The sequence below is a fragment of the Anaerocolumna chitinilytica genome, from assembly GCF_014218355.1.
Taxonomy (GTDB): domain Bacteria; phylum Bacillota; class Clostridia; order Lachnospirales; family Lachnospiraceae; genus Anaerocolumna; species Anaerocolumna chitinilytica.
On record NZ_AP023368.1, the window covers coordinates 4,444,882 to 4,466,612 of the forward strand.

Genomic DNA, 21,731 nt, shown 5'->3' on the forward strand with positions numbered 1-21,731 from the left:
GAATAATAATCATTCAAAGGTTTATTTCCTAATATAATAAAAAATATAATTATATTATATTTTCAATTTACTCATTTTCCAATAATCATCAAATAAAACAATTAATACTCCCAAAATTATCCCAAACACTCCTCCAAGTGCAATATAAAATAACTTACTTTTACCCACTGGTATATCTGATGATACAGCTGGTGACGATATAATAATTGCAGATTCTCCAATATTTGAAGCAGCTGTAATTATTGATTCTTTATGACGTTCTAGATATGCATTATAAGTTTGTTCAGCCAAATCATAATTTCTTTTTATAGCATTGTATTTATATTGCTCTTTTGCTAATGTAGACTGAAGTTCTTCCAAATCCTTTGCCATTCCAGTTGTTTTTTCTTTCAAAGCAGCCCTTTGAGATATATTTTGTAATAATCTAGTTTCAATTTCAGTTATTTTTACTGTAATTATAGCTTCTTGAAGCTTATTTGCATCCTCAATACCTAATTGCAATTCAGTATTGGATTTCTCTTCGTCTTGGTCAGAATTATTGCTAACATCAGACGTATCTTTACTGTCTTCAGAAGAATTTTTACTATCCTCAGTAATATCTTTATCTAAAGGTATATTAAAATTAATAGTATCGCTTAAATCAATTTTTACATCCAAATTTGTCTGTTTCTTTATTGTTTGCAGCGTATTATTATCAGCTACTATTTGCTTTTCAACATTATTTAATTGTCCCTTATAATCTGTTATTTGTTTATTCAATGCTTCTATTTCAAGTTTCATTTGGTCAACATCAGGAGCAGAAGCAAGGTATTTCTGGACTATCTCGGCTTGTTCTTCAAGCTTTTTTTCCTCATCTTCCATCTGTGCTTCAATAACGTTAGAGGCTTGCTCACCCAACTTTTTTGAATTATTTGAGATATATGTAATAAATTTTTCTGAAAGTTTATTAGCAATATTAGCAGCTGTTTCATAATTATTATAGTTTACAATAACTTTTATAAGATTAGTCCCATTCACAATGCTCACTGTAACCTTACTCGCTAAATTACTCAGCGATATATGCTTACCATTTTTATCAGTTAGATTTAATTCATTTATAGTTTCTCCTAAAACAGTAGGATTTAAAAATTGTTCCTTATAAGTTTCAACAGTCATATCTGGATATTGACCAAGAGAACCTATCATTTCTGAAATTTCATCAGACGAATTATTATTCTGCACTTTTTGGATTGGATTTGTCGATAATACTGTAGTTGCATTATATGCTGGCTTTACAAAAATGAAACTGTACATTCCACAAATAACAATTGAAATAATCGTAATAACAGAAATAATCCATTTTCCCTTCAAAAATATTTCTATAAAATGCCTTAAACTAAACTCTTTGTACATAAAAGTCCTCCTGTAATAGCTAAAATTTATCTTAAGTTCTATAACTTTATAACATACTAAATCTTGTATTTTCTTTATATTATTATTTTGCTAAATCATTATAAATATATTTCATTTTATTATTTACTATATTCATATCAAACTCTTTAATTATATTTTCATTATATTTCCCCATCTTTTTACATAGATTTTCGTCTTCAGTTATTTTAATAATTGCTTCTGTATATTCCTTAATATCAAAGGTTTTTATTAGATAACCTCCATTTTCATCAATTAAATCGATATTACCTCGAATACTAGAACAAACAACTGGTAACCCTACTGCCATTGCTTCCATAAGAGCTACTGGTAGTCCTTCCTGTAAAGATGGAAATAAAAAACAGTCAGATATTTGTAATAAATTTTTAACATCACCCCTGTATCCTGTTAAGATTACTCTATTTTCAAGATGAAGTTTCTCAATTAACTCCTTATAATATTTTTCAAGTTCACCAAGTCCACAAATCAATAATTTTACTCGTAAATTCGAAATATTGGCCAATGCTTTTATTAATATTTCTTGATTTTTTCTTTTTGATAGCTGCCCTACATTAATTAACAAAAAATCATCAATTTCTATTCCAAATTCTTGTCTTTTAGTCACCCTATCAAATTTAGAATGATATTCATTTGTTTTTATCCCTATTCCTGGTACATACTCAACTTTTTTTGCTCTAAATTTGCATGCTCTCAAATAATCTTCTTTATTAATCGTAATAAGGCAATCTGTATATCTAGCACAAAATCTTTCTATAGGGTAATAGAGCATCCAGCTTTTAATTGATGAACCATTAAAAAAATGAAAGCCATGGGCTGTATATACAATTTTTGTTCCATTTTTTCTCTGCTTTCTGCATGCTAGTCTAGCTATAACACCACCAATTGGTGAATGGCAATGTATGATATCATACTTATTTACTTGAGATATTTCTTTTAATAAGTGATAGGACTTAATTATATCTTTAATTCCCATTAAACTTCGCGGAATTGGAACATGATACGTCTTTACTCCAATAGTTTCCAGCTCATTACGATATTCATTTACACGCTCTTGGCTCGTAATACTTCCATGATGAAAATTACAGGCTACATCTACTTTATATCCTAAATCATTTTGGAGAATATCTATATTATTCTTATTAAATAAATCAATCATAGAAGCAACTGATGCTGTCATTAAAACTTTTTTCATTCTATCTCCTTTAAAAAATACTAAAACTATTTTTCCGTTTTTATAATTGACTCATCCAAATTATACACTTGATATTTTCTTGAATAATTACTCATACCTTTATCATAAACCAAACTTCCGAATACTTTATTAATAATCTGAATTTTAAAACTAAAAAAGTATAGGAATGGATTAAACAATTTGGTTAATATTATTTTATTACCATGCACCTCTGCTATCCTTTTAACTAATTCACTAGTTTTGATATATTCTTCATTTTGTGGAAAGAATAATCCACAATCTTCATTATCTATAATCATATGGATAAGTTCACAAAGATTATCAATATAAAGCATACTTCTTTGATTCTCAACATTGGGGAATATCGGAAATTTGCACGCATATTTTGCTAGAATAGTATAATTACCTTTTGAACCTTTCCCATAGATTATAGGTGGTCTAATAATTGCAACTCTAAAGGTTTCACATTGCATTTCATTAATTACGTTTTCAGCTTGTAGTTTACTCTCACCATAAAAATTGGAAGGATGAGGTATTGTATCTTGATCAATTATTCTACACTTATTAAATTGACTACTATCTCCATACACAATTATACTACTTATAAAAATGAATTGTTTAACTCCATCTTTTTTTGCTTTTACAGCAGTTTCTATTGCCAGGTCCCGATTAACTCTAAAATATAGTTCTTTAATTTCATTTGTTGCTTTTTTTATATCAACATGGGCTATTCCTGCTACATGAACCACTATATCATACATAGAAAAGTCTTTTTCACGCCATTTACCATCAATCATGTCAACAGTGTCAATTATGTATTGATTAAGCCATTGCTGCATCCATTTCTCAAAAGATGTCCCTATATAGCTATTTGCACCTGTAATTAATACTTTTTTCATCTTCCTATTCCTTCGTCATTGTAATTTCTTTCGTAGCTGCCATTTCAGTTTCTATAAGTTTCAACTTACCAGTACCACCTTCGATAACACCCTTGTGCTTTACAACACTTAAGAACGTTCCAAAAAAGCACTTACAATCAAATAAAAAACTTATTTTTTTTATATACACTCCATCTAATTTAGCTTTATTTGGTATTAAAAGTTCATCTCTGCCGTTAATCTGAGCCCAACCAGTAAGACCTGGGCGGATATTATTAGCTCCGTATTTATCACGTTCCTCAATTAAATCATATTGATTCCATAGTGCAGGTCTAGGTCCAATAATACTCATATCCCCAATTAGGATATTCCATATCTGAGGTAATTCATCTAAACTGGTTTTTCTTAGTATATAGCCAATTTTAGTAATATACTTCTCAGGATTTTCAAGTAAATGAGTAGGTCTATCTTGTGGTGTATCAATTCGCATTGTTCGAAATTTTAATATATTAAAATATTTCTTGTTCTTCCCAACACGCTTTTGTGTAAATAGAACTGGACCACTTGAATCTAATTTAATTGCCAATATCAACACCATAAACATTGGCGAAAGTAAAACCCCTCCAATAAGTGCTAATAAAAAATCTAAAATTCGTTTAATGTATAAATACATAAAATCCTCCTAATGGTTTCCAATATTATTTTCGCGATGTTTATATTTGGGGAATTTTTGATTAATTCCAGTTGTATTGAAGTCTCGATTTAAGATGTTCTTTTTTGGGTCTGAAGTGATTTTTTCTGAGTGATATCAGAACTTCTTAATAACGATGGATCGAATTCCTAAATCAGTTATATAACGTTGCACTCGCTTTAGGCTAATGGATTTACCCTGGCTGGTTAGTATCTTTTGAATTTTAAGTGCACCATATCTAGCTTTGCTATCAGTCCAGATTTTCTTGATTTCTGCTCTAAGTTTATCGGCTTCCAGCTGACGATTTGAAGGTACACGAACGAGAGACTTATAATAGGTACTACGCCGGAATTTTAAAGCTTTTCATATAAGTTTTACGGTATATTTTAATTTGTATTTTTCGATGAAGGTAACGATTTCTTCTATCGTTTTCTTACGAATATAGCAGTAGTTTTTTTAAGATTTTATTCTCCATTTCAAGTTCAGCAATACGTTTTTTCATTTTCCCGTAGTCCTTTAAGTTGAGTTCATCTTTTTCTGATACTTTCACTGGAGATAGCTGCTTGATCCAACTATAAATCGTTATATTTGAGACGCCATATTCACTGCTCAAGTAGGTTACTGAACTACCAGAATTATACAGATCAACAATCTGTTGTTTGAATTCTTCGGAATAACGGGTACTGTTCTTGGACATTGTTTAACACACATCTTTCTATGAAACATTTTAGCGTGTTAAACTTTTCGTGTCCATACTTTTTACTACCGCCATTTTTTCAATAATAAGCTTGTTTGTTTAACCATATAGTACATACAAAAAAAACCTTGTCATATGAGTTTAGGAGCTCATAAAAAGGCTCTTTTTATCTTATAATATGATATATTATATGCTATTACCACAAAGCTCAATTGTCAAAATGCTAGCATACTTATTTTATTTATCTCTCTTATATTACTATTACATATTACTATTACATATAAATAAGAGTGCTATATTATATAAGATATCTTCTCATCGCTGAAAAAATAATACATATTTTTATTGTTAATCTCATTGCTATAAATAGCACTTAAGAAGATATTTATAGAATACTTGATAAGCATATTCTTATGTTTTATTAATAACGAATTAATTATACTATGTCTGGAATAGAATGTAAACCTTTATTGAAAAATCATTAATTAATTTGTTAGAGTTCAGCCTACCAGCACCCCTCTAACTCACATTGTTTTAAATCCACCATAGAAATCATTTAATAACAGTAGGTAGTTCCTCTTTATATTTCATCAACCGGTTCAGGATGATTTTTCTACCTTTTTGAATATTCTTTGAGATTTAGTCTAAATGCTTTTTTAGAGGTATTTGCCTGTACTGTTTCATAGTCTGATACTTCTACATCATAAAAAGTTTCCTGCACTTATCTTTTCTAGTGTTCTCCATTTTTGTTAGAGAATATGACGTTCATTTATCCACTTCAATTATTTCAGATTCATTCTGTATTCTTCTTTAAATAACACATCAGATATACACAGCATTCCACATGTCTGTTCTCGATATAGTATACTACTGTCTAATGGATATATAGCTTTGGTACAACAAACAGGCAAAATCCCTGTCTTCTTTATAGAGTCTTATTCTTTTTTCCTTCGGACTATAAATAAAGGACTTCTTGAACTATAACATCTTAATAACATAACTATGTTAGTATTTAAGTATGGGCACTTAAGTATCAACGGCAATTATAGGCATTAAATAAGCTTGTAGTATTTAAAGATTTTCTTCTGATTATGGACTTTATTAATTTGACTTTTCACTTGTAAATAATAGAACTAAGTATTAAAATATTTATACTGTAAACGATAAAGGAGAAACAAATGGCAGCAAATAAGAAATATAATAAAAATCATCAAAGTACTATACAAGATAACAGTAAATTTTATTTATTACCTTTAGTCATAATATTATCTATATTACCTCTCATTATGAGATTACATAATACAAAAGTTCCAGACTTATCAATGTATAATTGGGCTCCAATCTCAAATGGGGATATTGATATTTTTTTGTATTACAAGCAAGTTTTTTTTACTTTTTGTGTTTTCGTTATGTTACTCATTATTATAAGTAAAATCATTAAAGGTTATAAGATTTTTGCCTTACCTAAAATATTGATTCCTATATCAATTTATTGTTTTTTAACAATCTTATCTACTATATTTTCTCCCTATAAATCAGCTGGATTATTTAGTATCTTTGATCAACACGAATCAGTATTTACAATAATTGGTTATATTATATGCCTATGTTATTGTTACATGTTTGTTAAAACACAAGACGATCTAAAATTTATTCTCAAGTATTTTTTTATTAGTGTAATGATTTTAAATTTACTAGGACTTTTACAAATTAGTAGTCACGATTTGTTTTCAACTGATTTTGGTAAGAAACTATTTCTGCCATCCAGTGAATGGAATAATCTAGATGCTTTCACGATGGTATTTGAAAAGAATCGTGTTTTTCTTACTTTATTTAATCCAAATTACGTTGGTGTATATGTATCGTTGATAATACCATTAATATTATGTCTACTTATTACTGAGAAAACCTTAAAATATATATTTTTTTATATTGTGGCTTTGATAGGTATGATTTTATGTTTCATAGGATCCGGTTCCAAAACTGCAATAATATCAATTGCGATAAATGTTTTTTTAATTATAATATTTTTTAGGAAACATATATTTAGTAAAAAGAAATATATGTTTCCTGTCTTAGGAATTATATTACTTTTTGTATGTTTTATTACAATATCACATTGGCAAACAATAAAAAATATAATCCAAGTACAGAAAAGTAGTTATATTGTTTCAGATATAAAGACTGATAAAGATTTAGAAATATTATATAATGGTTCTTTATTAAAAATAAATTATACAGTTACTGATACCAATTATAATATTAGTATTACTGATAATAATAATAACCCTATTTCATATACAGCTGACCCTTCTAATATATTAAATATAACAGATGAACGATTTTCAGGAGTTCAGCTTCAAATGATAAAGTACGATGATAAATTATGCTTACAAATAAATATGAATGATAAGACTTGGTATTTTACAAATCAACTTCCTGATGGTAACTTTCACATTATTAATAATTATGGTAAATATGATATCATCAAAAAAGCTGACTCTGCAATCTTTACCAATTATGAAGGTTTCGCTTCTGGACGAGGTTACATCTGGTCTAGAACTTTACCTATACTAAAAAAATACATTCTTTTAGGAGCAGGTGCCAATTACTATACCTTTGCATTTCCTCAACAAGATTATCTTGGTTTAAAAAATGCTGGATTTGATGGACAATTGCTTACAAAGCCTCATAGCCTATTCCTTCAAATTGCTGTGCAGTCAGGTGTTTTAGCTTTACTAGCTTTTATTACTTATTTTATTCTATATATTATATGGAGTTTTAAACTATATTGGAAATCTTCTTTTAATGATATCTATACACGAACTGGTATAGCGATTTTTCTTGCAGTTATAGGTTTTTTAATTTCAGGGATAAGCAATGATTCAAGCATAGGAGTTTCTCCTGTCTTTTGGGTTTTAACAGGATTAGGACTAGCTATCAATCATAAAAATTCACAAACCATACATCCTTAATTAGGATAAAAATTAACTTGCTTGCTGACAGTATAAATAATTTGTGCTTAAAACCTTGAACAGCAACATCTCAAAAACCGTCATTTAACTGGCGGTTTTTGATAAACTCTTTTGATAGATTTGGTTGTGGTGACTTAATTTTACAAAACGGCCATAGAACATGTCTATTTTTATGAATTTAAATTTGCGAAATTAATTATACGTCATCTGAGTTTTAGTAGTATTATTAATAGCCTCACAACTGTTTACATATAAAGTCATATATATAAATACCCCCATATAGTAATTGTCGTAATACAATTTCCTATATAGGGGTATAGTATAATATTTAATAAGATAACAAAATATGATATATATTATGACGAAATAAATCTAACTCGTCTTCTCCTCATAAATCCTGCTCACATCCGCAATTTCTCCAGAAGCGATAATCTCACCCTTTTCCAAAAGAATCGCCTTATTACAGATCTTTTGTACCTGAGCCAATGAATGAGATACAAAGAGCACTGTAACACCTTTGTCAAACATAGACTGAATCTTTGCTTCACATTTCTTCTTAAACTTAGCATCACCAACTGCTAAAACCTCGTCAAGAATCAACACATCCGGTTCAACAATAGTTGCAATCGCAAATCCTAATCTTGATTTCATACCGGAGGAATAATTCTTCAGCGGTACATCGATGAATTTACCAAGCTCGGAAAATGCTATGATTTCATCATATTTCTCTGATATAAATTCTCTTGGATACCCTAATACCGCTCCATAGAGATAGATGTTCTCAGCACCGGTATATTCCGGTTCAAAACCGGCTCCTAATTCCAGCAAAGGGGCTATCTTTCCCTTTACAGAGATACTGCCTTCTGTAGGCTTTAATACACCTGCAATGATCTTTAGGAGTGTACTCTTTCCTGCTCCATTTAAGCCTAGTATTCCAAGGCGGTCACCTTTTTCAATCGTTAGATTTACATCACGCAGTGCCCAAAACTCTGTATACTTTAATTGACGCTTTACAAATTTTATAAAATATTCTTTTAGGTTATCCACCTTCTGAGAAGCCAGATTAAACCGCATGCTTACATTTTTTACTTCTACTGCTACTTTCATGATAATCCTCCATGTGATACACTTTAGCGCGTTGTGTATGAATTAGGTATTTATATTAATTCATACCTGCCTCCTACCGAATATTATACGTGCAATATAAATTCATCCTGCTTCTTGTAAAAGATAATTAATCCGAAGATCAGGAATCCAATACTGAACATTGCAGATAATTTTAATGCCCGCATATCTAAAGGCTGACCAAATATAGCATTTCTAAAATTAACAATTACATTATAGAGAGGATTTATCTCAAGCAGCCAGCCATATCCATTGTCAATAATTCTTTCAACGGGATAAAAGATAGCTGAGGTATACATAACTAGCATTAGTGCAACAGACCAGATATACTCCAAATCTCTAAAGAACACTGAAAAGGTAGCAAGAATCAATCCAATACCATAGCACATTACCGGCAACATTAATAAGGGAATAACTGCCTCAACTAAATAAAGAGTCGGTCTGACATGAAGTACGATAGAAACACCTACTAATACAATCAGTGAAATCAGGAAGGTGATATAGTCGCTTAAAACACTGGATAGTGGATACATGTATTTCGGAACATACACTTTCTTTATCATACTGCTATGAGATCTGATTGACTTCATGGAAACCTTTGTACTATTTGAGAAGAAGGAATACATTAATCTTCCTGAAAGTATATAAATAGGAAAAGTCGGGTCACTGCTTCGATGCAATAAGCTTCCGAATACAATGGTTAGTACTATCATAGTTAACAATGGTTCGATTAATGTCCATAAAATTCCCAAATAGGAATGCCTGTATTTAAGGGTTACTCCCTTTTTTACTAATTCACCTAGTAAGAAACGATATTTTTTGAAATTATTAATATGCTTAATCAATTTAACACCTTGGCCTTTCAATTTTCGTACTTTTCAATCCCTTGGCTTTCATGCTAAATCGCACTATAAAGCAGCAACTGACAAACAGTATTAAAAATACCGCAGCGAAAGTACTTATAATAATAAATAAGGCTGAAAAAAGTAATATTACTTTTTCAAGTCATTATAGCTTTCTAACAAATGATCAATAGGCTCTTTATCCAGCCTTCCAAAGAAGTTCATGCGTTCCGGCTTATAAGGATTAGGTTTCTTGTGGTTCTTGCGAAAAGCATCTTTCACATTGCTTTCTTTCCATGTAAAGTTATCCTTTATTCCATTCCAAAAAGCTTCTCCCTTCTCATTGTTTACCATGAGAAGACTTGCACCTTTGTTATCAAACATTGATGGATCAATATCTTTTATTCCCCAGAAATCTCCCATTGTGAAATCTCCAACACGGTTCTTATGTGTAAAACCGCACTTGCTGCAGCAGGGTCTTGAAATATAATCCTTTGAAAATGATCTGTAGTAATCATTTTTTCTTGTATTCATGGTTATTGATTTACCATTTGCAAAGTCGATAACCATGCTGGCATCTGTACTCAGCCAGCCTTTACTCTTATTACGAAACTGCAGATTCGTAACCTTTGAACCGTGCTTTTTATTCAGGTAATCTATATATTGACGGAATACCTTCGGAGACGGCGATGCATGGCATAAAATCTCACTTATGATTAAATTATCGTAGTTCTTCTTAAGATAAGAGCGCAGCCCTGCACATTCACAGGGTAATCCGGAATAAAGAACTGTTCTTCCTTCTTCCAAAAGTTTTTTTACTTTAGGAAACATACCTGCAAAATCACTCTTAACATATTTGGAACCATAGAAAGCCTTTACCTCTTCCATGGTATATGCAATGTCCGAAACCGCATTCATGTCATTGTCATATCTTACACCGACAACAGCACCTTGCTTTTCTTCTATTACATATCTGGCAGCTGCCGGGAAGATAGCACCAGAGGAGGAGTTAAGGCGTATTGCCTCTTCTTTGTTCATTGCACAATAAATCTTAGGATAGGGCTTCTCATAAGTTACCGTATGCTCATGCTTACGGATACAAGCTCTACTGCAAGCACCACAATTAATGCATTTCTCATCTGCTACTGGATACAGGAACCCTTCTTTATCAGGTACCATAGAAATAGCATCTACAGGACATACTTCCTGGCAAGCCCTGCAGCCATAACAATCCATTTTGCTGATATCCGTAGGACATTCAACCTTAGTTTGGATGTTATTATTATTCAAAGCGTCAAATAAAAATGAAACAGAGAACTCTCTTAACTCCAGTATTCTCTTTCTTAACTTTTCCGGTTCATGAATCTTGAACTGTTCAAAATCCTTAAACTCTTCCGGACTGTGCAGCAGATGTGACTCCAATTCCAGTGAAGTAAGTAAGTCTACCGTTCTACTACCCGTATTGGAATGAAGCATGGAAACAAAAGGTGTTTCATATATGATAGAAAACACCGTACCATGGAAGGAATTTGTGATTACATATTCCGCATTCTCAATAAGTCCAAGAAAATCACCGGGTGCACTTGTATAACAACTGCTAATTTCATTTTTAAACAACTTTCCAGGCCTTCTCTGTACAATGGGAAGCCCTGTTGCAGTAGATACTCTATTGGCGAAAGCTATTACCTCTGGATTATGCTCCATCATATAGACGAAAATATACTTTCCTTTAATGGAAGGAACCGTCTTAATAACTTCATAATCTTCCTTCGGTAAGAGAAGAGTGGGGTCCAGTACGACATCTACCGGTTTCCCGGCTAATTCCTTGACTGCCTTAACTGCGCTCTTTTCTCTTACTGATAATGCGGTAAAGCTTTTTAAGCTATTTTTTATTCTTTCATGATATATAGGTAATAGATAATCTTTTCCGATACTGGCAGCATAAGATATCTTAATTTTTTCCGGGTTCGCAAAATCCAGGAAATAGGCTGGGTCAAACCCGCCTATATGCTCACTGTTCCACACCTGGTCACTTCCAACAATATAAGCATCCAAGTCAAAGGAAGCTTCAGCAAGTTCCTGATAATCCGTATAATCCCCTAATAAATCGAATTGTTTACGAATAAAATGGCTATAGTTCTTATATCTTTGAAGGCTTCGTGGGTTATCATATTTTAATTTAAGCTCAGCAAGCTTCTTACGAATGCCTTCCTTCCCTTTTAAAGGATTGTATAAATCATCAATAATAGGAGGATGATAATTAATCACATATGCTTCAATGTGATTTTTCTTAAGCACCCTTTGTAAAGCCCAGGTCTGAAGACTTGCTCCAAAATTATGGGCACTATGAAATGTAATGACACCAGCCTTCACTACTTTGCCTCCTTTAACAGCACTTCAAGATGAATTGGTGATTCCTCTGTTATAATAACATGCACTTTATTTTTAAGCTCTTCTACGCCTTTAAGCTGACTCATTACCTTGGGAACAACAACGGTTGTATAGTTCTTCAAATGAGCCAGTGCGTAATCTACATTTTTACGGTATTTTTTGTTTCTCTTATACTTCATATCATCATAATCAGAAAAGCAATATATCTTCTTATCAGCAAGATGCTCGAATTGATGTAATAGGAATAAATCCATACCGGAATAATTAATTACAGTATCAAAGCTGATATTCCCATAATTCTTAATGACCTCTCTTTTGGCAAGAGAATTAATCTTAGTTCTTGTGAATTTTGTCTCTATACCAAAGCGGAAAGTCAAAGCAAATGCTATATACTCAAGAAAAGTATTATTTTTTCCTGTTGACAGCGGAATATAGCCTATATTCTTATTTAGTAAGCTTAAATTCCTGGAAGTCTTCTTTAATGCACCAGCTTTAAAATTCAGATATATATGACTGTTTTTTTCTTTATGCTTGTTCAGTTCTTTAATTAGTCTTGTATCTTCTTTGGTATCACGTAAATTCTTTATATAAATAAGAGTGTTTGATTTCTTGTTATCATTATAATTTTGTGTTAAAAGTCCTGTTTCTTCCCCTAAAATTAAAGTATCACAGACTTTTTTTGCACACTCAGCAGAATCTAAGCTGCAGAATCTTTCATAAAACTTTGGATAAGAGTACTCTTCCTTGTTAATCTCCTTCACTAATTCTTTCACGGTATCGACTTTAGGAAGGTCCATCTCATCAAGACCAATATAAATTCCTCTATCTCCAAGATATTCTTCTCTATCATAAGTAAAAAGAATAATCTTCTTACCGGATACAGCATAATCGAACATAATACTGGAGTAATCCGTAATCAGCATATCACTGGCATTTAGGAAATCATAAGACTCATAGGCCGCAGGGAACTCTCTTACATGAAGTAAATCCCTATAATTTATCTCATTTTTTACAAAAGGATGCAATTTTACATATAAAACCTGGTTAGGCTTTAATTTTCGGTCAAGATAAGCCAGGTACCCAAATATTTTAGCTACCTGTTCTTTATTTTGCTTCTTGTGTAATAGACCTCTCCAGGTTGGCATATACACAATAACCTGTTTATCTGTTAGAAAGCATTCTTTTCGTATCTGATCACGTCTGTCTGTACGGTAAAAGCTTGAGTTTCTAGGATAACCCGATAACAATACCTTACCCTTATAAGCCTCCTCAAGCATGTAATCCTCGAAAAATACATTCTTAGAAAATTCATTCTGATATAAAAGATAATCTGCTATATAAAAGTTTCTCTGTACATTACCCAGACCATATTCACGATCTTGAACAATTCTACCCATTGCTTTTAATGGAGTTCCATGCCATGTATTTAGATATACCTGATCCGGCTTCTTTATATAGAAAGGAGGAAAGCTGGTATCAGTTACCAGATATTTCGCAGTAGCAAGGGCTTTTAAATATTCATCCGAATGAATCTCAATAAATATGACATAATTAATACCATAGTTATAAAGCAGCTCTTCATAGGTTTCAAAAAGCTCCCTTTTAAGTGCCAGATATATATGATAACCTCGATAAGTTCCTCTCTTACATTCATAAATGATATTAAAGATATTACCTGCCAAGTCTTCACCATGCTTGGATTCAAAGAGTATATCCTTATCCTTAACTGCCAGCTTCTCATAATATTTTGTATAGCGCATATCAGCAGGAGCATGAAACAGTTTATATAGTTTCATTTTTTTGAACTTATTCTTGATAAGTTTAATCTTCTTACGGCTTTTCTTAAATTTTGTCCACTTTGAACGTAAACTATTCCACTTGTCCTTGACACGCATAAGAAGTCTTAAAAGCTTTCCCGGTAAACGGTCTCTAAGGGTAACATAGCGAATAGTCTTTGTACGGCTCACATAATGCTTTAAATGCTTCTTTAGAGACTGGGAGGCTGTATATTTCAAGTAATGATTAGCTGGCCACTCCGGTGCCTGATTTTCTAAAAAGTCCTGGGTGGCATTTATAATATCTATTTTTAAAGGCAACTGCCCCTTCTTTTCATCCGAATAAAAGGATTCATAACGGTAGAAAAAATGTCTTACACAGATATATTCAAGCTCTTCTCTGAAAGTATCATATAGCTTATGCTCTTTCATAAATTGGAACAATAAGCTGAATGCCTTTACAATATCTTTCGTAGCTTCTGAAAAACTGTTTAGGAATCCGACCTGTGTAGTCTTTCTATAATTATACAAAGGTTCCGGTACTACACCAATACTTTCTGCGATAGCCATAACTTCAAATGCCAGTACCAAATCCTCAAAACGTATTCCTTCCGGAAAACGAATATCCTTTAATAGTGTTCTTTTAAATAGCTTGTCCCAAGGAAATGGAGAAGCATGTACTAATTCGAACTTTCGTTCAGACATCTTATAATTCTGATTCATATAGAAGATCTTCATCTCTTTCTTTTGAAGTTCTTCTTTTCCCGGTACTTCATAAACATTGTACCTAGCACACATAACCAAATCGTTGTTATCAGTTACAGCCTTGGTATATAACTTCTCAGCCATATCTAATTCTATAAAATCATCACTGTCTACGAATAATATGAATTCGCCTACAGCTCTGTCCAATCCATAATTACGGGCATGACTAACCCCCCTGTTCTCAGTTGTAAACACCTTTACCTTTACGGGGTATTTTCTTTCATATTCTTCTAATATTTTTATACTGTTATCCGGGCTGCCATCATTTACGACGATTATTTCGATATCTTCTAAGGTCTGATGAATCAGACTTTCCATACAGACTGTAAGGTATTTCTCTACATTGTAAACAGGTACAATGATACTTACCTTAACCTCATTCATTTCAAAACTCCTCCTAAAGGGTCTAATTACCACTAGATTGGATTTTATCATAGATAATACTGGAATGCAATAATTATTAAGGATTCTTAAGGAAGATAATAAGACATATTAATTCAAATGCAAAAAAAGAAACCCTATATTTCAAGGGTTTCTTTTTTTAGTAATTATTACTTAGAAAAAGTTCTATCAACAGGAACTACTACACGAATTACAGTTCCAGCTGTAACAGTTTCTTTTACTACTATATCTTTAACATTTATTGAATTACCAACTACTGTATAATGTCCGCTCTCGATAACAACAGGATTTCCATTAGCATCCTTGATTGTAACAGCTGCTGCAACACCAGCAAGATCAAGAGTAGAAACAGATAATGTGTTGATAGCTAAAGAAGGAGCTACCTGAGTGTCATCAACGGTGAAGAATGATGTAAATGTTGCTCCACCATAAACAGCAACTACTTTGTAAGTACCCTTAGCAACTTTTTCAATTGCACCACCAGATACATATGCTGTATTGAATACATAGGAACCGCCACTTATAGTAGCTGTGTATAAAGTATTGTTTGTATCATAGATGCTTACTGATGAAGGAGTAGCATATCCATCAAGTACTCCACCACTGAACTGACCAATCTTAACTTCAACATTTTTATCAGCTAAAGAAGTTCCATCTTTAATTACATTATCAATTTTGTTTGTTGATAATAATAACTGACTAACAGCTGCTGCACCAGAAGGTTCAATTACAGTTGTACCAACTGTTAAGCTTAATCCCTGTGCAGTAATTAATACAGAGTAAGAACCTTTAGTAGCATGCTGAGCAGTTACATAAACCTTATCGCCGCTGAATGTTACAGCAGGTCCGCTAACAACTGTTAAAGGAATAACTTTAGCATCAGAAACATTTGAGTTAAAGCTATCTCCATACTGATCTTTTACTGTAACAGTAAATGTTGCTTTGTCAACTACATTAAGTGTGTTGGATACAGTTGCAGTAGGCTTATCTACAGCAATTGTAGAAGCTTTTCTAGCAGCAACAACAGTTACAGGAAGTGTCCAGCTGGATTTTCCAGTTGTAGCAATAATATATACAGTTCCTTCTTTAACAGGGTATAATGTTCCATCAGTATCTACTAAGAGCACATCTTTGTTAGAAGATGTATATGTGATATTGCTCTGCGCAATATAATTGTTAGTAGAATCTTTAACTCTTAAGAAGATCTTCTTATTATCGCCAATAGCAACCTTTGTATCAGCTGTAACTTTAGTCCAATCGCTAGGTGCACTTGCAGCAATAGTATACTTCTCGTAGTTGCCGATTGTAACTGCAGCAGGATCAACAGCGGTTACAACACCTTTAGCAAATACAGTTACTTCTGCACCATTCTCATACTTGTAGGTATGATATGTGATTGTAACAGTTGCTGTATCGCCAGCATTGAATAATGTAATCTTGTTAGTGCCAGCTACTGCATAACCATTAGTAGTTTCAAATGCATAAGAAATTCTGCTTGCATCTACAGTGTTTGTGATGTCAATACCGTTTTTATCTAAAACAGTATATTCAACAGCGGTTTCTTTACCAGGAGCTACTGTAGTTGTCTTAATTGCAATTTTATCTACAGCGCCAACGCTAGCAACAAACTTGATTTCTTTTTTTGCAAATGTTAATACATATTCAGTAGCATCAGCAAAGTTTAAGTATGTTTCTAATGTAGCTGTTGTTCCATCCTCAGAAAATGTTAAGCCTTTAACTGCCTGAACCTGATGAGTGGTTGTGCTTTCAATAGCAAAATCTGTAGCTTTAACTGCATCTTTTGCATTACCATTGAAAGTTAATAACATCTTGTTAGATGCTGTCTGCTTAGCTTCTTTAACTCCAAGAGCAACCTTAACTTTAACAGTATCTGTTACGTTCCATTTGCTTGTATCAGGTGCTGAAGATGTAGCTTTTGCATAAACAGTAATTGTTGCTTCACCAGCTCCAACCGCTGTAACTACACCAGTCTTAGCATCTACTGTAGCAACTGCTTCTTTATCAGAAACATATTTTACAGCATCGGTAGAAGTTGAAGGTGTTAAAGTAGCCTTTAAGCTCTTTGTCTCACCTGCATTCAGAGTGAAATCATCACCAGCTGCAACAGCTGTTGCACGTTTTCTGATTGTAACGCTCTGTGTAAATTTAGTGGTTGTTTTGCCCTTCTTTGCTGTAACTGTTACTTTTACAACGCCGGGAGCTTTAGCTACCACGTATCCTGTCTTAGCACCGATAGTAGCTTTTTTGCTATCGCTTACTGTCCAGGTGTATGTTGTTCCAGCGTATGTCTTGCTAAGGTCAAAGTTTACAGCACTCTTGCCATAAGAAACCTTATCAACATAAAGAACCGCTGTTGCTGTGCTTGTACCCTTGTCTACGATTTTAGCAGCTGTTGCAGCGGAAGCACTTACAGGGCTAACGCTTGCTACTACTAACGCAAGAGCAAGAGCAGAAGCTAATTTCTTTTTAAAGAAATTTTTCTTCATATTCTTTCTTCCTCCTTAAAATATAGGTTTGGTTTGGTATTATATTTTTCAATATAATCATTCCAATAACAAGTAGATTATAGCAATAATCAGTTAAAAGGTCAAGTCCTTTTATCTATAATTTTACTGCTTGGCAGTACTGTAAAATAAGCATAAAAACTGAGGTTTTGCCTTATTTTTGACATATTCAGAGAGCTTTATCAGCTAAGCTGACCCGTCAATAATATGGATTTTTCTCCCAATTCAAACTTTTTACTACTTACCATTTCTTGTTATACCTTTATGGATGATTACATTTGGTTGAGGAGAGAAAACTTTTTTCAAAGCTTTGCTGTTCCTGAACTCTAGGTATATAATGCACTTTCTTTATGTCATTTTTATGTCATGCTTTTGTCACAATCAGCTTTTTTTAAAGGCATTTCAATTACTTTTAGACACAATTGCAAAGAAAAAGCTGCAATACTGTTAGGTTAATTGCAGCTTTCCTCTGATATCTTATTAACATTGTCACATGTTAGAACCAATTTTACATTCCCTGAACACACCTGGTATGAAACCTAAGTAAATTCGTTTCCGCTTTAAGTTATTATATTTATTTTAGTATCTCTTCTACTACTTTCTGCATTTCATCCTTTTTGCAAACTCTCTCATGAAGAACTTTCGCACTTCGAATTTCTTCAATGGCAGCCGGAACAGCTACCTTTGATATTCTGCTTAATTCATCTACCAGTTCAAAGTCTTCCAGGCTGCCATACTTAGGATCGATGGCTTCCATCACACTTCGGGTGAATTTGTAGGGGCTTGCTGTAGAAGCTATCACAGTTTTATTATTATCCTGATTTATTTGTCTATATCGGTTGTAAACGGATACACCAACTGCTGTATGAGTATCTATTACATAGCCTGTCTTCTCGTAGACTTCTTTTATCGTTTCAGCCGTCTGGCTTTCGCTTGCATAACCGCCTAAGACTCCGGACATATTTTCTTTCATTTCTTTTGTAATCTCATATTCCCCTTCCTCGCTGAGAGAATTCATCAGTGAAAGGGTCTTATCACTGTCTTTTCCGGAGGTTAAGTACAGTAGTCTCTCCAGGTTACTGGAGATTAGGATGTCCATGGAAGGGGAAGAGGTCAGGATAAAATCCCTCTTTCTATTGTAGATACCTGTCTCTAGGAAATCAAAGAGTACTTTATTCTCATTAGAAGCACAGATAAGTTTATCAATTGGTATTCCCATCTGCTTGGCATAATAAGCTGCCAGGATATTTCCGAAGTTGCCGGTAGGGACAGCTACATTAATCTTCTCTCCATCAGAAATGACACCTGTACGAAGCATTTTACCATATGCATAGACATAATAAGCAATCTGCGGCACCAAACGGCCGATATTGATGGAGTTTGCTGAGGAAAACACATAGCCTTTCGCTTTTAAGTCCTCTGCCAGTTTTCTATTATTAAACATTGCTTTGACACCATTTTGTGCATCATCAAAGTTGCCATCAATTCCAATTACATAGGTGTTGTCGCCTTTTTGAGTCACCATCTGCTTTTCCTGGATAGGGCTGACACCATCCTTTGGGTAGAATACGATAATCTTAGTTCCTTCTACCTCCGCAAAGCCTGCAAGAGCAGCTTTTCCGGTATCACCGGAGGTTGCGGTAAGAATGACGATCTCATCGGTGACATTATTTTTTCTAGCTGCCGTAGTCAACAGGTGTGGCAGAATGGATAAAGCCATATCCTTAAAGGCTATAGTCGACCCATGAAACAATTCAAGGTAATAGAGCCCATCAGCTTCTTTTAGAGGAGCGATTTCTTCATTATCAAATTTCCCGTCGTAAGCATTGTTGATGCAGTTCTTTAGTTCTGCCTCCGTAAAATCTGTAAAATACAGCTTCATTACCTCATATGCCGTCTGCTGGTAAGTAAGCGAACTTAACTCCTTTAAGCTAGTGGTGAGACTTGGTATACTTTCCGGAACATAAAGTCCTCCGTCTTCAGCCAGTCCTTTTAATATCGCCTGGGATGCTGTTATAGGTGCTGCTTTACTGCGGGTGCTTTGATATAAAAGATTCATAATAACTCCTTCCGTAAGTATCAAACTTGTAATTTGATATTTTTTAATTATGTTTATGATAAATTTATTTTCAATTAACTTGAATCTAAATCGCTATATATCGAAAATTTAAAGGTCTCTATGATATCTTTTGAATGATATATACCTAGTATTCTTTAGCATTAGTATTCTTTCGTCATTACTATTCTTTTGTTATTACTATTTTTTTCATTACTATTCTTTTGTTATTACTATTTTTTCGTTACTATTCTTTTGCTAATTCTATTCCCATCATCTTTTGCACATTACATAATCAGCTCTGATATATACCTTCGTGTTAAATAGTCTTCTATTAACACATATGATAATCAGTCTTACTGATTTGCGTTGTATTATAACATGTTTCTTACCTTTCCACAATACCTTACTAAAGTGAAATGCAATAAAAAAGATGCAGAAGGATAATGTATCACATATCCTTCTGCATCCTTTTCACTCCTGGTCTTACTTAAAGAACTCGTGTCCGCCATATTTGAACAAGAACTTAAGATGACGGTCAAACCAGCTCATGCTGCTTTTGTCTGCTCTTATTCTTGCTGAAAAATATAACGCGCCATTGGAGTAATCTTCTCCTTCAAGCACTCGCTTGATTGCGTCTTTGGTACTCTTCGATACTCTGACGGAATAATATCTTCCATCCTTTATCGGAGAAAATTGATAAGTACTTCCATCTTTCTGGAATACAACCGCTTTTACCGAATCAGGAAAATCCTTATTCTTCACTCTGTTAAGAATGACATTTGCAACCAGTATCTTACCCTTCACGTTTTCTCCGGTTGCTTCAGCTTCTACGATTCTTTGAAGAACTTCTATGTCCTCACTACTAAGCTTTACTTTGTTCACTGTCTTTTTTACGGTATTTTTCGCTACTTTTTTTACTGTCTTTTTTACTTCATTTGAGGCTGTCTTTTTTGTGGCGACTTCTTTCGAAACTTTCTCTTGTACTGTGATTTTACTTTTTTCTTTGGTTGAACTACTATCAACCTTACTATCTGCAGTTGCCTGTACTGCTTTTGTCTCGCTGTCTGTTTTGAGTTCGCTTGCTGTCAAGCTCATTGCTGTTTGTTTTTCTGCTTGTATCTTTTTTAATGTCAGACTATTTTCAAATATTGACTTTGCCTCTGTTATAAACATTTCATCTGCTGTTACTATCCAATCGTTCGTAGCGGTTACCGTTCCATTACTTAGTTTGAAGGGAATATAAGGAGCTGTTAAAGCAACCTGTGTGATTTTACCCTGACTATTCTCCGGATTCCATCTCACAATCGCTTCTATCGCTGTTTCTTCCGCTATCTTATTCTCATACGTCTCCGTATTTCCTGAGGTATAAACAGGAGCTTCCTGTAAGGAGGTTTGATTATAAATAGCATCCGGGCTTAAGATTAGGAAGATAGCTGCTGTCGCAAATAAAACAGCTGCTGTAATTCCTGACATATTCTTACCGGCAACTGGTATAACAGCTTTTACCGGCTTTAAAGCCCTTTGAAGAAACGAGTGTATTTTTAGCATATATACATCCTCTTTTCTTTCTAGATATTACCGCAATAAAATATCGCCTTTGTTATTCTATTGCTATAATTGTCTGTAGACTAGAAAACTTTTAAAAGAATCACAGGCATCGTCTCTCTTAAAAGCTTCTCATGCATTATATCATTTCGCTTTTTGCTGTCAATAACTCAATGCAAACTTTGGAAGAAACGATAAATAATTTTAACTTTTTTTCCCAGCTCATAGCTTTATGCATAATTACTGACTGCTTTTAACTTCCATTTTTTGTTCATAACAAACAAACAATTTTTAACTAAATGTTAAGGAGTTATTAAATATTTTGAACCATTTTTGGAGATTTATACATACTTGCTATATTTTTTTACCAATATCATTAGAAAAGCATAGTATTTTAGCGCTTTAGCTAGATAAATATTGTTACATTTCTATTAATTC

The 21,731-nt window shown here is 33.1% G+C and carries 14 protein-coding genes; 1 reads left to right on the forward strand and 13 read right to left on the reverse strand.

Features of this window, described 5'->3' with window-relative positions:
• Nucleotides 1–54 precede the first annotated feature (54 nt).
• From bsdcttw_RS19375 to bsdcttw_RS19400, 6 genes are all read right to left on the reverse strand, one after another.
• The gene (locus bsdcttw_RS19375; protein WP_185256455.1) at nucleotides 55–1,392 is read right to left on the reverse strand and encodes a GumC family protein; all 1,338 of its coding nucleotides are present in this window, start codon (nucleotides 1,390–1,392) and stop codon (nucleotides 55–57) included.
• An 82-nt stretch (nucleotides 1,393–1,474) separates the two neighbouring features.
• Nucleotides 1,475–2,623 carry a glycosyltransferase family 4 protein gene (locus bsdcttw_RS19380; protein WP_185256456.1) on the reverse strand — a complete coding sequence of 383 codons (1,149 nt, stop codon included), beginning with the start codon at nucleotides 2,621–2,623 and terminating at the stop codon, nucleotides 1,475–1,477.
• Nucleotides 2,624–2,649: 26 nt separating this feature from the next.
• Entirely contained in the window at nucleotides 2,650–3,522 is an 873-nt protein-coding gene (locus bsdcttw_RS19385; protein WP_185256457.1) for an NAD-dependent epimerase/dehydratase family protein, read from the reverse strand.
• A 4-nt stretch (nucleotides 3,523–3,526) separates the two neighbouring features.
• Nucleotides 3,527–4,174 (reverse strand): sugar transferase, encoded by a 648-nt coding sequence (locus tag bsdcttw_RS19390; protein WP_185256458.1) that lies wholly within the window; start codon nucleotides 4,172–4,174, stop codon nucleotides 3,527–3,529.
• A 135-nt stretch (nucleotides 4,175–4,309) separates the two neighbouring features.
• On the reverse strand, nucleotides 4,310–4,489 hold the full coding sequence (locus tag bsdcttw_RS25560) for an IS3 family transposase (RefSeq protein WP_185259883.1): 180 nt from the start codon (nucleotides 4,487–4,489) through the stop codon (nucleotides 4,310–4,312).
• 136 nt (nucleotides 4,490–4,625) lie between these two features.
• On the reverse strand, nucleotides 4,626–4,889 hold the full coding sequence (locus bsdcttw_RS19400; protein ID WP_185256459.1) for a transposase: 264 nt from the start codon (nucleotides 4,887–4,889) through the stop codon (nucleotides 4,626–4,628).
• A 1,178-nt stretch (nucleotides 4,890–6,067) separates the two neighbouring features.
• Here bsdcttw_RS19400 and bsdcttw_RS19405 point away from each other — a divergent pair.
• Complete coding sequence (locus bsdcttw_RS19405; RefSeq protein ID WP_185256460.1) at nucleotides 6,068–7,864, forward strand: O-antigen ligase family protein; 1,797 nt, start codon at nucleotides 6,068–6,070, stop codon at nucleotides 7,862–7,864.
• 372 nt (nucleotides 7,865–8,236) lie between these two features.
• Here the strand turns inward: bsdcttw_RS19405 and bsdcttw_RS19410 are convergent, their stop codons facing one another.
• The 7 genes from bsdcttw_RS19410 to bsdcttw_RS25110 form a co-directional block, all read right to left on the reverse strand.
• Nucleotides 8,237–8,971: an ABC transporter ATP-binding protein gene (locus tag bsdcttw_RS19410; RefSeq protein WP_185256461.1), complete on the reverse strand. Its 735-nt coding sequence runs from the start codon at nucleotides 8,969–8,971 to the stop codon at nucleotides 8,237–8,239.
• Nucleotides 8,972–9,054: 83 nt separating this feature from the next.
• Complete coding sequence (locus bsdcttw_RS19415; protein WP_185256462.1) at nucleotides 9,055–9,834, reverse strand: ABC transporter permease; 780 nt, start codon at nucleotides 9,832–9,834, stop codon at nucleotides 9,055–9,057.
• A 147-nt stretch (nucleotides 9,835–9,981) separates the two neighbouring features.
• Nucleotides 9,982–12,204 carry a polysaccharide pyruvyl transferase family protein gene (locus bsdcttw_RS19420; protein WP_185256463.1) on the reverse strand — a complete coding sequence of 741 codons (2,223 nt, stop codon included), beginning with the start codon at nucleotides 12,202–12,204 and terminating at the stop codon, nucleotides 9,982–9,984.
• Nucleotides 12,204–15,146 (reverse strand): bifunctional glycosyltransferase/CDP-glycerol:glycerophosphate glycerophosphotransferase, encoded by a 2,943-nt coding sequence (locus tag bsdcttw_RS19425; RefSeq protein WP_185256464.1) that lies wholly within the window; start codon nucleotides 15,144–15,146, stop codon nucleotides 12,204–12,206. The genes bsdcttw_RS19420 and bsdcttw_RS19425 overlap by 1 nt, the downstream gene beginning before the upstream one ends.
• Nucleotides 15,147–15,313: 167 nt before the next feature.
• Nucleotides 15,314–17,671, reverse strand: coding sequence for an Ig-like domain-containing protein (locus tag bsdcttw_RS19430; RefSeq protein WP_185256465.1), 2,358 nt, complete (start codon nucleotides 17,669–17,671; stop codon nucleotides 15,314–15,316).
• A 592-nt stretch (nucleotides 17,672–18,263) separates the two neighbouring features.
• Entirely contained in the window at nucleotides 18,264–19,748 is a 1,485-nt protein-coding gene (gene thrC, locus bsdcttw_RS19435; protein WP_185256466.1) for a threonine synthase, read from the reverse strand.
• A gap of 483 nt (nucleotides 19,749–20,231) precedes the next feature.
• The gene (locus tag bsdcttw_RS25110) at nucleotides 20,232–21,296 is read right to left on the reverse strand and encodes a cell wall hydrolase (RefSeq protein WP_225903710.1); all 1,065 of its coding nucleotides are present in this window, start codon (nucleotides 21,294–21,296) and stop codon (nucleotides 20,232–20,234) included.
• Nucleotides 21,297–21,731 lie beyond the last annotated feature (435 nt).

What these genes read in the sequence shown, in the direction of transcription:
- bsdcttw_RS19375 (WP_185256455.1), bottom strand. Translation starts at nt 1,392, where the DNA reads ATGTACAAAGAGTTTAGTTTAAGGCATTTTATAGAAATATTTTTGAAG.
- bsdcttw_RS19380 (WP_185256456.1), bottom strand. Translation starts at nt 2,623, where the DNA reads ATGAAAAAAGTTTTAATGACAGCATCAGTTGCTTCTATGATTGATTTA.
- bsdcttw_RS19385 (WP_185256457.1), bottom strand. Translation starts at nt 3,522, where the DNA reads ATGAAAAAAGTATTAATTACAGGTGCAAATAGCTATATAGGGACATCT.
- bsdcttw_RS19390 (WP_185256458.1), bottom strand. Translation starts at nt 4,174, where the DNA reads ATGTATTTATACATTAAACGAATTTTAGATTTTTTATTAGCACTTATT.
- bsdcttw_RS19400 (WP_185256459.1), bottom strand. Translation starts at nt 4,889, where the DNA reads ATGTCCAAGAACAGTACCCGTTATTCCGAAGAATTCAAACAACAGATT.
- bsdcttw_RS19405 (WP_185256460.1), top strand. Translation starts at nt 6,068, where the DNA reads ATGGCAGCAAATAAGAAATATAATAAAAATCATCAAAGTACTATACAA.
- bsdcttw_RS19410 (WP_185256461.1), bottom strand. Translation starts at nt 8,971, where the DNA reads ATGAAAGTAGCAGTAGAAGTAAAAAATGTAAGCATGCGGTTTAATCTG.
- bsdcttw_RS19425 (WP_185256464.1), bottom strand. Translation starts at nt 15,146, where the DNA reads ATGAATGAGGTTAAGGTAAGTATCATTGTACCTGTTTACAATGTAGAG.
- bsdcttw_RS19430 (WP_185256465.1), bottom strand. Translation starts at nt 17,671, where the DNA reads ATGAAGAAAAATTTCTTTAAAAAGAAATTAGCTTCTGCTCTTGCTCTT.
- thrC (WP_185256466.1), bottom strand. Translation starts at nt 19,748, where the DNA reads ATGAATCTTTTATATCAAAGCACCCGCAGTAAAGCAGCACCTATAACA.
- bsdcttw_RS25110 (WP_225903710.1), bottom strand. Translation starts at nt 21,296, where the DNA reads ATGCTAAAAATACACTCGTTTCTTCAAAGGGCTTTAAAGCCGGTAAAA.